The organism is Streptomyces daqingensis, from assembly GCF_014645895.1.
In the GTDB taxonomy this organism is placed as follows: Bacteria; Actinomycetota; Actinomycetes; order Streptomycetales; family Streptomycetaceae; genus Streptomyces; species Streptomyces daqingensis.
Window position 1 is genome coordinate 95030 of the sequence record NZ_BMMP01000010.1, and the last position, 15532, is coordinate 110561.

Sequence of the window (15532 nt, forward strand, 5' to 3'; positions counted from 1 at the left end):
TGTGTCATGCCTCCGTCTTGCTGAGGCCGGGGCCGCCGGTGGGTACGTCGAGCTGGCCGGTTTCCTTGAATTCGAGCTTCTTGCGGCGGTCCGCGAGGAGGCCCTCGGGGCGGAAGCGCATGAGCAGGACCAGCGCGAGGCCGAACAGCAGCAGCTGGTATTCGCCGATGAACTGCAGCTTGGCCGGGATGAGGTAGAGCAGCGAGGCGCCGATGAGCGGCCCGGACACGGTGCCCATGCCGCCGAGGATGACCGCGGCGAGCAGGAAGGCCGAGTTGGGCGGTACGACTTCGACGAACTGGTACTGCTCGGGTGTCACGGACGAGGTGACGTGGGCCTGCACGGTGCCCGCCATGCCGGCGAGCGTGGCGCCGAGGGCGAAGGCGATGAGCTTCACGCGGAAGCCGTTGATGCCCATGGCGCGTGCCGCGGTCTCGTCCTCCCGGACGGCGACCCAGGCGCGTCCGATGCGGGAGCGGTCGGCCCGGCGGAAGATCGTCACGATGATGATCGTGAACAGGAGCATCAGCAGGTAGTAGTTGGCGAACGGGCCGAGTTCGAATCCCGCGACGGTGTGGTCCTCGCCGAGGTTGAATCCGAAGATCACCAGGTCGGGGATGTTGGCGATGCCGTTGGCGCCGTTGGTGACGGACGGCCCGGAGGAGCCGTCGAGGTTCTCCATGCCGATGCGGAAGATCTCGCCGAAGCCGAGGGTGACGATGGCGAGGTAGTCACCGTGGAGGCGCAGCGTCGGGGCGCCGATGACGACGCCGAAGACGAGTGACGCGCCTGCTCCGGTGAGGACGGCCGCCCAGAAGGGGAAGTGGACGCCGAGCACGGAGGTCTCGGAGCCGGAGACGAGCGCCGCGGCGTAGGCGCCGACGCCGAGGAAGGCGACGTAGCCGAGGTCGAGGAGCCCGGCGAGGCCGACGACGACGTTCAGGCCGAGGGCCACGGTGGCGAAGATGAGGATGTTGGCGGCGACGGAGGTGTACTGGTCGCTGCTCTGCGTGAAGGGGAAGCAGGCCGCTGCCACGAACGCCGCGGTGAAGGTGACGTTGCGGTGCTTGGCGGTGAGCTGGCCCAGCCGCTGGTTGAGTCCGGCCCTGCCGAGGGCGCCGGCGCCGAATCCGACGAGGATGAGGAAGCCGATGAACAGCTCGCCGTAGGGGGTGTCGATGCCGTACGTGAAGACGTACAGCCCGAGGCCGAAGGTGACGGCGATGACGAGCAGTTCGGCCCAGCCGGGGAGTGCCTTGCCGGGTGAGGGCGCGGGGGCCTTGAGGGAGTGGCGGAACCGCCGCCAGGCGCCGGGGTCCCGCAGTGTGGGGTCGGCGGGGTCGAAGGGTTCGTCGGCCTTGAGGCCGAGTGCGCCGACGACGGTGAGGAGGCTGCCGGCGACGGCGACCCACATGCCGGCTTCGAAGTTGACCAGTCCGCCGAGGACGACGGCGATGGCTCCGGCGCTGAACCATGCGACGCCGAGCGTGCCGAGTGAGGCGAGGACGACGGGGGCGGTCTTGCCGCCGGGGGTGAGCCAGCGGAGCCCGCGTACGCCGCTGCCGGAGAGCAGCAGGGCGATGGTCAGCACCGAGCCGACGAGGGTGAGCGTCTGGAGGTCTACGGGTGAGCCGTAGTAGGTGAGGTCGCCCGGGAACTCGGCGGTCCAGGTCCAGGCGAGCATGGTGCTCGCGAAGGTGGTGACGGCGCCTGCGAGCGTGAGGAGCCGGGCGGTCTTGTGCGGCAGCGGGAGGGTGCCGGGCGCGCCGGTGGCGTCGAGGGGTCCTGCCGGTGCGGCGGGTTTGGTGGTGTCCACGTGGGAGTTGGTCGTTGCCATCGCTATCACGCCCTGTCCGCGATGCGTTCGCCGAGCAGGCCCTGGGGTCGTACGAGCAGTACCAGGATCAGCAGGACGAATGCCCATACGTTCTTCCAGGCGCCGCCGCCGAAGAGTTCCATGCCGGGGATGAGTTCGATGTACGCAGTGGCGAGTGATTCGGCGAGTCCGAGGACGAGTCCGCCGACCATGGCGCCGTAGATGTTGCCGATGCCGCCGAGGACGGCCGCGGTGAATGCCTTGAGGCCGAGGATGAAGCCGATCTTGAAGTCGATCTGGCCGTACTTGAGGCCGTAGGCGACTGCCGCGACACCGCCGAACGCGGCGCCGATGGCGAACGCGGTGACGATGATGCGGTCGGTGTTGATGCCCATCAGCTTGGCGGTGTCGGGGTCCTGCGAGGTGGCCTGCATGGCGCGGCCGGTGCGGGTCTTGGCGACGAAGAAGCCGAGGGCGATCATGCAGACGGGTGCGGCGATGAGGAGGAAGAGCTCCCCGCGCTGGACGTTGGCGCCCAGGAGGTGGACGCTCTCGCCGCTGAACTGCGGGAAGGTGCGGGCCTTCTTGGCGTCCGGGTAGAAGCTCCAGATCAGCTGCTGCAGCATGATGGAGAGGCCGATGGCCGTGATGAGCGGTGCGAGCCGCGGTGCGTTGCGCAGGGGCCGGTAGGCGAAGCGTTCCGCTCCGATGCCCACGAGCACGGAGACGCCGACGGCGAGCACGAGCATCAGCGGCAGGGCGAGCATGAGTGATGTGCCCTTGGGGAGCATCAGCCATGCGGTGAGGCCGCCGAAGGCCCCGAACATGACGATCTCGCCGTGGGCGAAGTTGATGAGCTGAACTATGCCGTAGACCATCGTGTAGCCGATCGCGATGAGGCCGTACATCGCGCCGAGGATGAGTCCACTGGCCAGTTGCTGCGGCAGGTCGTTCACCGCGGGGCCTCCGTGTGGTGTCTGGATGCAGACCGAGCGGGGGCGCTGTGTGCGCCCCCGCTCGGCGTGATGGGCGGAAGGAACAGGGCGGGTTTACCCGGTTCAGTCTTTGAACGTGCCGGTCTTGACGGGCGTGTGCTTGCCGTCCTTGACCTCGTACAGCGAGAGCTGCTTGTTGGTGGTGTCGCCGTACTCGTCGAAGCCGACGGCACCGCTGACGCCGTCGAACTTGACGTCCTGCATGGCTTCGGCCACCTGCTCGCGGGTCTCGTTCATGTCCCCGGGCAGCTTGCCGTCGTTCTTCTCGGCGACGGCCTTGACGGCCTGGATGATGGCCCAGGTGGCGTCATAGGCGTAGCCGCCGTACGCCTCGTAGGGCAGCTTGTAGCCGGCGGCCTTGTAGGCCTTCATGAAGGTCTTGGCGCTGTCGAGGCTCTCCAGCGGCGCACCCACGGAGGAGGCGATGTCGCCTTCGGAGTTCTTCTTCGCCAGCTTCACGTACTCGGCGCTGAAGAGGGCGTCGCCGCCGACGACGGGGCCCTTGAGGCCGGCCTTCTTGGCCTGGTCGGCGAGGGGTGCTCCGGCCGGGTACTCGCCGCCGTAGTAGACGAAGTCGGGCTTGGCCTTGGCGACCTTGTTGGCCACCGCGTTGAAGTCCTTCTCCTTCGGGTCGACGTGGTCGGTGCCGACCACCTTGCCGCCCAGCTTCTCGAACTCGTCGCGGAAGGTCGCGGCGAGGCCCTTGCCGTAGGTCTTCTTGTCGTCGATGACGTAGACCTTCTTGAGCTTCTTCTCGTTGTACATGTACTGCGCCGCGTACGGGCCCTGGATGGCGTCCGTGGTGGAGGTGCGGAAGTACGTCTTGAAGGGGCGTTCCTTCTTGCCGGAGCGCCAGGCGGTGCCCTGGGTGAGTTCGGGCGCCGTGTTGGCGGGCGAGACCTCGACCATGCCGGCCTTGTCGAAGACCTTCTGCATGGACTGGCCGACGTTGGAGTTCAGCGGGCCGACGGCTCCGACGACCTTCTGGTCGGCGACGAACTTGGTGGCGTTCGTCTGGCCGGAGGCGGGCTGCCCGGCGTCGTCGAGCGCCTCCAGCTTGAAGGTGACGCCCTCGACGGTCTTCTTCTTGTTGGCGGTCTTGACGGCGAGGTCTGCGGAGTTCTTGATGCCCTGGCCGAGCGCGGACAGGTCACCGGTGAGCGGGGCGTCGAGACCGATGGTCAGGGTCTTGGTGTCTCCACTGCTGCCGCCTCCGCTGTTGTCCCCGCGGGAACCGCACGCCGTCAGCGTGAGGGATCCAGCCGCGACCGCGGTGGTGAGTATGAGCAAGGAACGGTGGCGCACGATCAGTCCTTTCCCCTGGCGGGCCTTCGGAGATGAAGGGCCGTGTCGCGCGCCGGGCACCCTGTACGGAACGGCGGTTCAGGGCTCGCAAAGTTCGCGCCCGGCGGCGCGGTGACTGGCGGTGACTCTATGGCCGACGGATCGCGGGGGGCAGAGGGGCAGGGCAAGGTGTGACGTTCTTGTTATTGATGCCCGACCGTGCTGTGTCCGTGGTGGCCTCTCCCGGAAGATCCCGTCTGTGTCGGTCGTGCAGCGGACACGTTTCGCCGGTGCTAAGCAGCAGATGAGTCAGGGGTTCTCAGGGGAATCGGCCACCGACGGTCCGCACAGTGTCCGGAATGCGTGCGTGAGCGCCCGGGTGTAGCGCTCACCGGGGATGACGCTCAGCTCGAAGGGCCCCATCTCGTTACTCAGTGTCACGTCGAGGAACGGTGACCGGGCGCGAAGGGGGAGCCGGTCACAGCTGGTGATTTTCGCCGTGACCTCGACGTGCTTCGCACCGCCGGGGCGGACCGAGACCGGACCGGGCGAGGCGAGGCCTACGCGGAGTCCCTCGTAGTTCTGTCTGACGCGGGTCAGCCGCAGCGGCGAGGTCGCCGCGGCGTGGAGTCCGATGGTGAACGTGCGCCGTCGGCGGTCGCCCAGTTCGATTCCCCGGAAGGTGATGCGGGCGGCCTGGGCGGGGTGCTGCGGGTGCGGCGGGTGCAGGGAGGCGCCGGTGTCCTGCGGCTCGCTGCTCGCGGAGGGCGCGGCGTGGGGCGTGGCAGGCGGGCCCGGCTGCCCGGCCACCGCGTAGCCGCCCGCTGCCAGCAGGGCCAGGGCGGCGGAGCCGAGGACGCCGCGGCGCAGGAGGGCGGGGAGGGCGTCCCACCGCTCGCGGACGCCGGGCCCCTCCCTGCCGGACGCCAGTACGTCCGGTTCGGCCTCGTCCCGGTGTCGTGCCGCCCCCATGCCCGGCAAACTAGCGGCGCTCCGGCCGTGCGGCCAGAGCGCCTTCCGCCGGGACCATACGCCGTGGTGGTCCGGGCCCCGCCGGGTCGGGGCCGGGCGTTCAGAGCTCCCGCAGCAGGCAGGTCAGCCGGGCCGAGCAGACGCGCCTGCCCTCCTCGTCGGTCACGACGGTCTCGTACGTGGCGGTGGAGCGCCCCTGGTGCACGGGGGTGGCCGTTCCGGTGACCAGGCCGGAGCGCACGCCGCGGTGGTGGGTGCAGTTGAGGTCCACGCCGACGGCCTGCTTGGTGGGTCCGCCGTGCAGCATGGCGCCGACGGAGCCCAGGGTCTCGGCGAGCACCGCCGACGCGCCGCCGTGCAGCAACCCGTAGGGCTGGGTGTTGCCCTCGACGGGCAGGACGCCGGTCACCCTCTCCGGGGCCGCTTCGATGATCTGCAGGCCCATACGCTCGCCGAGGTGCCCCGCGGAGAAGAGGCTCGGCAGGTCCAGGCCGAGGCCGGACCACTCGTCGAGGATCTTCTGCGGGAACTTGGTCGTGGTCTGCTCGCCCATGGGCCGCGGCTCCGATCACGCTTGCTGTGTCGTCGTACTCTTCCGGACCGTCCTATCAGCTGCCTGAGCGTCCGCTCAGGCCGAAGTGACGCGGATCACCACCGACTTGGACGCCGGAGTGTTGCTGCCGTCGGCGGTCGCGTCGAGGGGCACGAGCACGTTGGTCTCCGGGTAGTACGCCGCCGCGCAGCCGCGGGCGACGGGGTAGTGAACGACGCGGAAGCCGCGGGCGGTGCGTTCGGTGCCGTCGCTCCACTCGCTGGTCAGGTCGGCGTACGTGCCGTCGTCGAGGCCCAGTCCGCGAGCGTCCTCGGGGTTGAGGAGCACGACGCGGCGGCCGTTCCTGATGCCCCGGTAGCGGTCGTCAAGGCCGTACACCGTGGTGTTGTACTGGTCGTGCGAGCGCAGCGTCTGCAGCAGCAGCCGGCCTTCGGGAACCTCCGGCCAGTGGACGTCGGCGGCGGTGAAGTTGGCCTTGCCTGTGGCGGTGGGGAAGCGCCGCTCGTCCCGGGGCGCGTGGGGGAGGGTGAAGCCGCCGGGCCGCGCGACGCGCTCGTTGAACTCCTCGAATCCGGGCACGACCCGGGCGATGCGGTCCCGTACGAGCGCGTAGTCCTTCTCGAAGTCCTCCCACGGCGTGCGGGACTCCACGCCGAGGACGCGTCTGGCGAGCCGGGCCACGATCGCGGGCTCCGACAGCAGGTGGGGGCTCGCGGGCTCCAGACGCCCGCGGGAGGCGTGCACCATGCCCATGGAGTCCTCGACGGTCACGAACTGCTCGCCGCCGCCCTGGAGATCGCGCTCGGTCCGCCCCAGCGTGGGCAGGATCAGCGCGCGGGCGCCCGTGACGCAGTGCGAACGGTTCAGCTTCGTGGAGACGTGCACGCTCAGACGCGCGCGGCGCATCGCGTCCTCCGTGACGTCCGTGTCGGGGGACGCGGAGACGAAGTTGCCGCCCATGGCGAAGAAGACCTTCACCTCGCCGTCGCGCATGGCGCGGATCGAACGTACGACGTCCAGGCCGTGCTCGCGGGGGGCGGTGATGCCGAACTCCCGCTCCAGGGCGTCGAGGAAGGCCGGCGCCGGACGCTCGGAGATGCCCATGGTGCGGTCGCCCTGCACGTTGCTGTGCCCGCGGACCGGGCACACTCCCGCACCCCGCCGCCCCACGTTCCCGCGCAGCAGCAGGAAATTGACGACCTCGCGGATCGTGGCCACGGAGTGCTTGTGCTGGGTGAGGCCCATCGCCCAGCACACGACGGTGCGCCGGGAGGCCAGCACCATCCGCAGGGCCTCCTCGATCTCCTCGCGCTCCAGACCGGTGGCGCGCAGCGTCGGCTCCCAGCCGGCTGTGCGGGCCTTCGCGGCGAACTCCTCGAACCCGTGGGTGTGTTCACGGACGAACTCTTCGTCGACGGCGCCCTCCCGCTCGATGACAAGGCGGTTGAGCATGCGGAAGAGCGCCTGGTCGCCGCCGAGCCGGATCTGCAGGAACAGGTCCGTGAGCGCGGTGCCGGCGCCCGCGAGGCCGCGCGCCGTCTGCGGGTTCTTGAACCGCGTCATCCCGGCCTCGGGCAGCGGGTTGACGGTGATGATCCTCGCCCCGCCCGCCTTGGCCTTCTCGAGCGCGGAGAGCATCCGCGGATGGTTCGTGCCGGGGTTCTGCCCGGCGACGATGATCAGGTCGGCCTCGTAGAGGTCGTCCAGGAGCACGCTCCCCTTGCCGACGCCCAGGGTCTCCGTCAGGGCCTCGCCGGAGGACTCGTGGCACATGTTGGAGCAGTCCGGCAGGTTGTTCGTGCCGAACTCGCGGGCGAAGAGCTGGTAGAGGAAGGCAGCCTCGTTGCTGGTGCGTCCCGAGGTGTAGAACACGGCCTCGTCGGGGGAGCGCAGCCCTGCCAGCTCCTCCGCGACGATGCCGAAGGCCCGCTCCCACGGCACCGGTTCGTAGTGGTCGGAGCCCTCGGCCAGGTACATAGGCTGGGTGAGCCGGCCCTGCTGCCCGAGCCAGTAGCCGGAGCGCTTGGCGAGGTCCGCGACGGGGTGCGCGGCGAAGAAGTCGGGCGTCACGCGGCGCAGCGTCGCCTCCTCGGCGACGGCCTTCGCCCCGTTCTCGCAGAACTCCGCCGTGTGCCGCTTGTCCGGCTCCGGCCAGGCGCAGCCCGGGCAGTCGAAGCCGTCCTTCTGGTTGACGCGCAGCAGCGTCAGCGCGGTCCTGCGCACGCCCATCTGCTGCCGTGCGCTGCGCAGCGACCGCGCCACGGCGGCCGTTCCGGCCGCGGAGTCCAGCGGGGCGGAGACGTCTGGGGCGTCCTGGACGGGGTCGCCGGAAGGGGGCTTTCGCATAGCACGATGGTGCCACGTGGTGCGCTGACCAGCCGTGGGCGTGCGGGCGGACGGGGTTGTCGGCGGGGCGTGGGAGGATCGGGGACGTGGCTAAGAAGGCATCGAAAGAGACTGCACCGCGCCTGCTCCTGATGGACGGGCATTCGCTCGCGTACCGCGCGTTCTACGCACTGCCCGTGGAGAACTTCTCCACCTCCACGGGGCAGACGACGAACGCGATCTACGGCTTCACCTCGATGCTGTCGAACACTCTGCGTGACGAGGAGCCCACGCACTTCGCCGTCGCCTTCGACGTCTCGCGCAAGACGTGGCGCTCGGCCGAGTTCGCGGAGTACAAGGCGAACCGCTCCAAGGCCCCGGACGAGTTCAAGGGCCAGGTCGAGCTGATCGGCGAGCTGCTGGACGCGATGAAGGTGCCCCGCTTCGCCGTGGAGGGCTTCGAGGCGGACGACGTCATCGCGACGCTGACCACACAGGCGACGGCGGAGGGTTACAAGGTCTCCATCGTCACCGGCGACCGGGACGCCCTGCAGCTGGTCACCGACGACGTCACGGTCCTCTACCCCACGAAGGGCGTCTCGGAGCTGACGCGCTTCACGCCGGAGAAGGTCCAGGAGAAGTACGGCCTGACGCCCGCGCAGTACCCCGACTTCGCGGCCCTGCGCGGCGATCCGTCCGACAACCTCCCCGGCATCCCCGGCGTCGGCGAGAAGACGGCCACGAAGTGGATCAGCCAGTTCGGTTCGTTCGCCGAGCTGGCCCGCCGTGCGGACGAGGTGAAGGGGAAGGTCGGCGAGAAGCTGCGCGAGCACCTGGAGTCGGTCACCCTCAACCGCCACCTCACGGAGCTCATCCGCGACGTGGAGCTGGACTGCAGCCCCGCCGACCTGGAGCGCGTCGCGTACGACCGCGACACCCTGAACGTCCTGCTGGACGCCCTGGAGTTCCGGCACCTGAACTTCCGTGAGCGGCTGTTCGCGGTCGACCCCGGCGCCAAGGAGGAGGAGGTCGTCCCCGACGCGGGCATCGAGGTCGACGGCACCCTGCCGGGCCGCGGCGAGCTGGCTCCGTGGCTCGCGGAGCACGGGGGCGGCACACTCGGCCTGGCCACGGTCGACGTGTGGAAGCTGGGCACCGGCAGCGTCAGCGAGATCGCCCTCGCCGCCGCCGGCGGCCCCGCCGCGTGGTTCGACCCCGCCCAGCTGGACGAGGCGGACGAGCGCGCGTTCGCCGAGTGGTGCGCCGACGCCTCGCGCCCCAAGGCGGTGCACGACGCGAAGGCGGTCATGCGGGTCTTCGCCGAGCACGGCTGGAGCGTCGAAGGCGTCAGCACGGACACGGCGCTCGCCGCGTACCTCGACAAGCCGGGCCGCCGCTCCTTCGCCATGGACGCCCTGTCCGTGGAGTACCTGGGGCGCGAGCTCGGTCCCGCGGACGCCGGCGGCGGGCAGCTCGCCTTCGGCGCCGACGAGCAGGCCGAGGCGCAGTCCCTGATGGTCAAGGCCCGCACGATCCTCGACCTGGGCGAGGTCCTCGAGGGCAGGCTCGAGCAGGTGGGCGCGGCCGGGTTGCTGCGGGAGCTGGAGCTCCCCACGTCGGCGCTGCTCGCCCGCATGGAACGCTCCGGCATCTGCGCCGACCGCGAGTGGCTGACGGGCCTTGAGCAGCAGTTCGCGGACGCCGTGCAGCAGGCCGTGCGGGAGGCGCACGCCTCGGTCGGGCACGAGTTCAACCTGGGCTCGCCCAAGCAGCTGCAGGAGGTGCTCTTCGGGGAGCTGGCCCTGCCCAAGACGAAGAAGACCAAGACGGGCTGGACGACGGACGCCGACGCGCTCGCCTGGCTCGCGGCGCAGACCGAGCACGAACTGCCCGTGCTGATGCTCCGCTACCGCGAGCAGCAGAAGCTGCGCACCACCGTCGAGGGCCTGATCAAGACCATCGCCGCGGACGGCCGCATCCACACCAGCTTCAGCCAGACCGTCGCCGCGACGGGCCGCCTGTCCTCCACGGACCCCAACCTGCAGAACGTGCCGGTCCGTACGGACGAGGGGCGGGCCATCCGCCGCGCCTTCCGCGTCGGCGAGGGCTTCGAGACGCTGATGACGGCGGACTACAGCCAGATCGAACTGCGGGTGATGGCCCACCTGTCGGACGACGAGAAGCTCATCGAGGCCATCACCTCCGGGGAGGACCTGCACACCACGGTCGCCTCGCAGGTCTTCGCCGTCACCGAGGACAAGGTCGACGCGGAGATGCGGCGCAAGATCAAGGCGATGTCCTACGGCCTGGCGTACGGGCTGTCCGCCTTCGGCCTGTCGCAGCAGCTCGACATCACGCCGGACGAGGCGCGCAAGCTGATGGACAACTACTTCGAGCGCTTCGGCGGCGTGCGCGACTACCTCCACCGGGTCGTCGACGAGGCCCGCGCCTGCGGCTACACCCAGACGATCATGGGCCGCCGCCGCTACCTCCCGGACCTCACCAGCGACAACCGGCAGCGCCGCGAGATGGCGGAGCGGATGGCGCTCAACGCCCCCATCCAGGGCACCGCCGCGGACATCGTGAAGGTCGCCATGCTCGGCGTGGACAAGGCGATCCGGGAGGAGAAGCTCTCCTCCCGGATGCTCCTGCAGGTGCACGACGAGATCGTGCTGGAGGTCGCCCCCGGCGAACGGGAGGCCGTGGAGGCGCTGGTGCGCCGGGAGATGGCCGGTGCCGTGCGGCTGCGGGCCCCGCTGGACGTGTCGGTCGGCGTGGGCGACGACTGGGAGTCCGCAGCGCACTGACGAGCCGGCCCGCCCGCACAGCCGCTCCCTGCGGCCCGGGACGGAGCAGTCGTACGTCGAACCGTTCGCTGCCCCGGCGCGGTCAACTGCCGCCCGGGGCGGCGCCGTTCACCGCCGGTGCCGCCCCGGGCGGCGGGGGCGCATCCCGGAGTGCCCGCCCCTGCCGTCCGCTCCGGATGCCATCCGCCCCGGCTGCCCGCCCGTGCCGTACCGCCTCCGCCGATCCCGTTCGTGCCGGGCCGCCTGCCCGGTCCGCCGCCCTTTCGTGCAGCGCCCCAGGCCCTCGGCGCACCGGGCGGGGAGCGCCCGCCGAGCGGCGTGCGCGGCGGGGTGGCGGAGTCTCAGGAGCCGCAGACGCAGGCCACGAGTTGTCGTAAGGTCACTTTGTCGGCGTCCGCAGGGGAGAAGGACGGGTTCTGGACTCATGGCGCGTTACCGCGGCACAAACACGTCAGCCACGTACACGACCGGGGACGACTCACGGCGCGGCCCGAGGAGCAAGTGGCGCAAGGGAGTTGCCGGCACGGCACTCGCGGCGGCCGCCATGGCGGCGCTGACCGCCTCGCAGGCCCCCGGCGCCCAACTCGGCGACCCCGGAGGGGAAGAGGGCAAGGACCGCGGCGAGCGCAGCCGACCCGACCTCACCCCGGGCGACGACTCGTACCACACGGAACTGCCTCCGCTGGAATCCCCCGCCCCGCCCAAGTCGCACGACAACCCCGACGTCGTCGGCTCGCAATCGGGCATACCCGCGACGGTGCTCGCGGCGTACAAGAAGGCCGAGAGGGCACTGGCCTCGACGGACCGGGGCTGCGGTCTGCGCTGGGAACTCCTCGCCGCCATCGGCAAGGTCGAGTCGGGCCAGGCGCGCGGCGGCGCCGTCGACAAGGAGGGCACCACCCTCCGGCCGATCCTCGGACCCGTGCTGAACGGTTCGGGTTTCGCCCGTATCGAGGACACCGACGGAGGGCGCTTCGACGGCGACGCCCGGTTCGACCGCGCCGTGGGCCCCATGCAGTTCATACCCTCGACGTGGTCCCGCTGGGGCGCCGACGGAAACGGCGACGGCACCAGCGACCCCGACAACATCTACGACGCGGCCCTGGCCGCCGGTCAGTACCTGTGCGCGGGCGGCAAGGACCTCGGATCCAAGTCCGGCCTGGACCGCGCGGTCCTCAGCTACAACCACTCCCGCGCCTACCTGCGCACCGTCCTCGCCTGGTACGAGTTCTACCGCGAGGGCACCCACGCGATCCCCGACGGCAACGGCCCGCTCCCCACGACTCCGGGCGCCGGCGCGGAGTCGGACGGCCCCGGCAAGGGGAAGGACGAGGGCGGGGGCAAGGACAAGCCCGGCAAGGACAAGCCCGGTAAGGACAAGCCGGGCAAGGGCGACGGCGACGGGGACGACGGCGGGGGCGGCAACGACGACGGGCCGAGCCCCACTCCGAGCACACCGGCCGCCCTCGAGCGCGTCGGCGACGGCGAACTCTCCGCGGGTACGGGCCAGGACTTCACGGAGCGGCCCCGCGTGAAGGTCCTCGACGAGGCGGGCAAGCCCGTCGAGGGCGTCGACGTGGAGTTCGAGATCACCGGCGACGCGACCGGTTCCGACTTCGAGGGCGACGGGACCGTCGCGACGCGGGCCGACGGCACAGCCACCGCGCCCGCGCTCAACGCGGGCGACACGGCAGGCCGGTTCACGGTGACCGCCACCGTCGCCGGCGGGGAGATCGGCTCCACTTCCTTCACGGCCACCGTCGAACCGCGGGCCACCGCACTCACCTTCGCGGCAGGCAGCCTCACCACGGCCAAGGGCACCCCCTTCGCCGAGCAGGGCGAGATCCGCGCCACCTACAAGGGCAAGGCGGTGGCGAACGTACCGCTGAGCGCCACCCTCCTCAGTGAGAAGGGGAAGCCCCTCGAGAGCGGCCCGCGCTTCAACCTGCTCGGCGCACCCGACCGCGCTGTCACCGGCACGACGGCGGACGGTCTCCTCGGGCTGACCGAGAAGGGCGTGTTGCGTCTCCCGGTCATCCACACCGACGACACGACCGGGAAGTTCATCCTCCGCATCACCACCCCGGGCGGCCCGTCCCTCGACGTCAAGCTGACGGTCACTGACTGACGGCACCCGCCGACGTCCACCGGCTGAAGTTCACCTGCCGGCGGGGACAGCCGGCCGGCAGCACGCGGCACATCAACTCCGGCCCTGGAGCCGCCGGTTGGTGTGCCGCGTCGCTTCCGCGTCCGCGGGGTCCTCGGGCCACGGGTGCTTGGGGTAGCGGCCGCGCAGCTCCGCCCGGACGGACCGGTAGCCGTCCTGCCAGAACGAGGCCAGGTCCGCGGTCACCGCGGCCGGCCGCCCGGCGGGGGAGAGGAGGTGCACCAGCAGCGGAACCCGCCCGCCCGCCAGGCGCGGCGCCTCCCGCCACCCGAAGAGCTCCTGCAACTTGGCCGCCAGTACGGGCTGTTCGCCCGAGTAGTCGATCCGCACCCGCGACCCCGAGGGCACCTCCACGCGCTCCGGCGCCAGCTCCTCCAGCCGGGCGGCGTCGCCCGCCGCCCAGGGCAGCAGCCCCGCCAGCACCCGTCCGGCGTCGATGCGCGCGAACTCGGCCCGGGTGGTGGCGTCTCCGAGCCACTCGTCGGCCCGCTCCAGCAACGCGTCGTCGGACACCGACGGCCAGGGCGCGCCCAGCACGCGGTGGAGGAAGGCCATCCGCTGCCGCAGCGACTCGGCCTCCCGCGTCCACTTCAGCACTCCCGGGCCCTGCTCGCGCAGCCCCTCCAGCACCGCCGCCCGCACCCTCTCGCTGCCCGGCGCGCTCAGCGGGCGCTCCTCGACCTCCACGGCCCCGAGCGAGACGACCTCCCTCGCGATCACGCAGCCACGGCCCTCGTCCCAGCGCACCTCCTGCCGAACGGTCCGCAGCGCCGCCGCCGCTTCCCGCGCGGTCTCCTCGTCCAGTACGGCCGCCAGCCGCACCCGGGCCGAGGCCGACCCGGCCGGCCTGTCGGCGGTCGCCACAGCCAGCCAGGGCGCACCGTGCAGCCCGGACGCGTCAGCGCAGCGGGCCCTCGTCCCGGAGGCCATCAGATACGCCCCGTCGCCCCGGTGGGCGGCAACGCGTTCCGGGTGGGCGAGAGCGACGACCAGACCGACGCCTTCGGCGCCGCCGCGCCGCGGAGAGGAGGCCGCGGCCGGAGCTTCGCCGACGGACGCGCACGCGGCGCGCAGCCGGCGTGCCTCCCCGCGCCAGCGTGCGCCGTACGCGTCCCGCCCCCGGCGGGCCGCCCTCAGCGCCTCCGCCACGTCGTCCCCGTACTCCCGCGGCGGCTCCTCGCTCAGCAGCGCCACCACCTCCGAGGCGAGCTCGCCCCCGACGCGGGCGGAACCGTCCAGCAGCGCCCTGGCCAGCCGGGGATGGACGCCCATCCGTGCCATCCGCCGGCCGCGTTCCGTGGGCTGCCCCGCCTCGTCGACTGCGCCGACGGCGGCCAGCACGTCGCCCGCCGCGGCCATCGCACCGGGCGGCGGCGCGTCGAGCAGCGCCAGCCCGCCGGCTCCCGGGGCGCCCCAGCACGCCGCCTGCAGTGCGAAGCCCGTCAGGTCCGCTACGGCGATCTCCGGCGACGGCCAGCGCGGCCGCGCCGCGTCCTCACCCTCGGCCCAGCAGCGGAAGACGACGCCGGGGGCCTCGCGCCCGGCCCGGCCCGCCCGCTGGGCCGCGCCGGCCTGCGAGACCCGGACGGTCGTGAGCGAACCGAGCCCACGCGCGTGGTCCGTACGCGGCTCGCGTGCGAGACCGGCGTCCACGACGGCCCGTACCCCCGGAACCGTCAGGCTCGACTCCGCGACCGACGTCGAGAGGATCACCCGGCGCGGGCCGCCGTCCCCGGGCGCCCTTCCCCGCAGCACCGCGTCCTGCGTCGAGGCCGGCGCCCGGCCGTGCAGCCGTAGCACCTCGGCGGGGAGGCCCTGCCCCTCTTCCAGAAGCCGCGCCACCCGGCCGATCTCCGCGGCGCCCGGCAGGAAGCACAGCACGTCCCCTTCCGGGACGCTCTCCAGCGACTCCCGCACCGTCGCCGCCACGTGCCGCAGCAGCGCGGGGTCGACCCGCATGCCGTGCGGCGGCCGCACGCCCCGCGGCGGCGGCCGGTGGCGCACCTCGACACGGTGGCCGGCCCCGCCGCCGTGCACCACCGGGGTCTCGGGGCCGTCCTCCTGCGCTGCCAGCAGCCCGGCCCACGCCTTGCCGTCCTGCGTCGCCGACGCCACGAGCAGCCGCAGCTCGGGGCGGAGCACGGACCGCACGTCGACGAGGAAGGCCACGGCGGCGTCGGCGTCCAGATGGCGCTCGTGGCACTCGTCGATCAGTACGACGTCCACGCCCGGAAGCTCCGGGTCCCGCTGGAGACGCTGCAGGAGCACCCCCGTCGTGACCACCTCGACGCGGGTGCGTCCGCTCACCTCGCGCTCCCCGCGGACCGTGAACCCGACCCGTCCACCCGGCTCCTCGCCCAGCAGCCACGCCATGCGCCGCGCGGCCGACCGCGCGGCCATGCGCCGCGGCTCGGCCACGAGCACGCTCCGCGCCGGAGAGCCGTCCAGCAGACCCGCCAGCGACAGCGGCACGAGTGTGGTCTTCCCCGTGCCCGGCGGCGCGTGCAGCACCGCGGTGCCGCGCTCGGTGAGAGCGGTGTGCAGCGCGGGCAGTGCCTCAGCGACGGGGAGCCGCGCCAGAGCCTCGCGCCTGGAGTCCGCGCCTGCCATGCG

General features: G+C 71.9%; 9 protein-coding genes. 2 read left to right on the forward strand and 7 right to left on the reverse strand.

Going from position 1 to position 15532, the window contains the following annotated elements; translation table 11 throughout:
- Window positions 1-4: 4 nt before the first annotated feature.
- From IEY56_RS16255 to IEY56_RS16280, 6 genes are all read right to left on the reverse strand, one after another.
- Complete coding sequence (locus IEY56_RS16255) at window positions 5-1837, reverse strand: branched-chain amino acid ABC transporter permease (RefSeq protein ID WP_229711941.1); 1833 nt, start codon at window positions 1835-1837, stop codon at window positions 5-7.
- Between the two features lie 5 nt (window positions 1838-1842).
- The gene (locus IEY56_RS16260) at window positions 1843-2772 is read right to left on the reverse strand and encodes a branched-chain amino acid ABC transporter permease (RefSeq protein WP_189037917.1); all 930 of its coding nucleotides are present in this window, start codon (window positions 2770-2772) and stop codon (window positions 1843-1845) included.
- A 102-nt stretch (window positions 2773-2874) separates the two neighbouring features.
- Window positions 2875-4116, reverse strand: coding sequence for a branched-chain amino acid ABC transporter substrate-binding protein (locus tag IEY56_RS16265; protein ID WP_189037918.1), 1242 nt, complete (start codon window positions 4114-4116; stop codon window positions 2875-2877).
- Between the two features lie 288 nt (window positions 4117-4404).
- A complete protein-coding gene (locus IEY56_RS16270) occupies window positions 4405-5067 on the reverse strand; it encodes a hypothetical protein (protein WP_189037919.1) in 663 nt (220 codons plus the stop codon).
- 100 nt (window positions 5068-5167) lie between these two features.
- The gene (locus IEY56_RS16275) at window positions 5168-5620 is read right to left on the reverse strand and encodes a PaaI family thioesterase (RefSeq protein WP_189037920.1); all 453 of its coding nucleotides are present in this window, start codon (window positions 5618-5620) and stop codon (window positions 5168-5170) included.
- 75 nt (window positions 5621-5695) lie between these two features.
- Complete coding sequence (locus tag IEY56_RS16280) at window positions 5696-7966, reverse strand: FdhF/YdeP family oxidoreductase (RefSeq protein ID WP_189037921.1); 2271 nt, start codon at window positions 7964-7966, stop codon at window positions 5696-5698.
- A gap of 131 nt (window positions 7967-8097) precedes the next feature.
- On the opposite strand from IEY56_RS16280, the gene polA reads away from it, so the two are divergent.
- Together polA and IEY56_RS16290 are read left to right on the forward strand one after the other, a co-directional pair.
- Window positions 8098-10752, forward strand: coding sequence for a DNA polymerase I (gene polA, locus IEY56_RS16285; RefSeq protein WP_189038056.1), 2655 nt, complete (start codon window positions 8098-8100; stop codon window positions 10750-10752).
- 544 nt (window positions 10753-11296) lie between these two features.
- Window positions 11297-12880, forward strand: coding sequence for a lytic transglycosylase domain-containing protein (locus IEY56_RS16290; protein ID WP_229711942.1), 1584 nt, complete (start codon window positions 11297-11299; stop codon window positions 12878-12880).
- A 72-nt stretch (window positions 12881-12952) separates the two neighbouring features.
- Here the strand turns inward: IEY56_RS16290 and hrpB are convergent, their stop codons facing one another.
- Window positions 12953-15529, reverse strand: coding sequence for an ATP-dependent helicase HrpB (hrpB, locus tag IEY56_RS16295; protein WP_189037923.1), 2577 nt, complete (start codon window positions 15527-15529; stop codon window positions 12953-12955).
- Window positions 15530-15532 lie beyond the last annotated feature (3 nt).

Excerpts from the sequence above, each read along its gene's own strand:
- IEY56_RS16255 (WP_229711941.1), bottom strand. The coding sequence starts at position 1,837 with ATGGCAACGACCAACTCCCACGTGGACACCACCAAACCCGCCGCACCG.
- IEY56_RS16270 (WP_189037919.1), bottom strand. The coding sequence starts at position 5,067 with ATGGGGGCGGCACGACACCGGGACGAGGCCGAACCGGACGTACTGGCG.
- polA (WP_189038056.1), top strand. The coding sequence starts at position 8,098 with ATGGACGGGCATTCGCTCGCGTACCGCGCGTTCTACGCACTGCCCGTG.
- IEY56_RS16290 (WP_229711942.1), top strand. The coding sequence starts at position 11,297 with ATGGCGGCGCTGACCGCCTCGCAGGCCCCCGGCGCCCAACTCGGCGAC.
- IEY56_RS16280 (WP_189037921.1), bottom strand. The coding sequence starts at position 7,966 with ATGCGAAAGCCCCCTTCCGGCGACCCCGTCCAGGACGCCCCAGACGTC.
- IEY56_RS16275 (WP_189037920.1), bottom strand. The coding sequence starts at position 5,620 with ATGGGCGAGCAGACCACGACCAAGTTCCCGCAGAAGATCCTCGACGAG.
- hrpB (WP_189037923.1), bottom strand. The coding sequence starts at position 15,529 with ATGGCAGGCGCGGACTCCAGGCGCGAGGCTCTGGCGCGGCTCCCCGTC.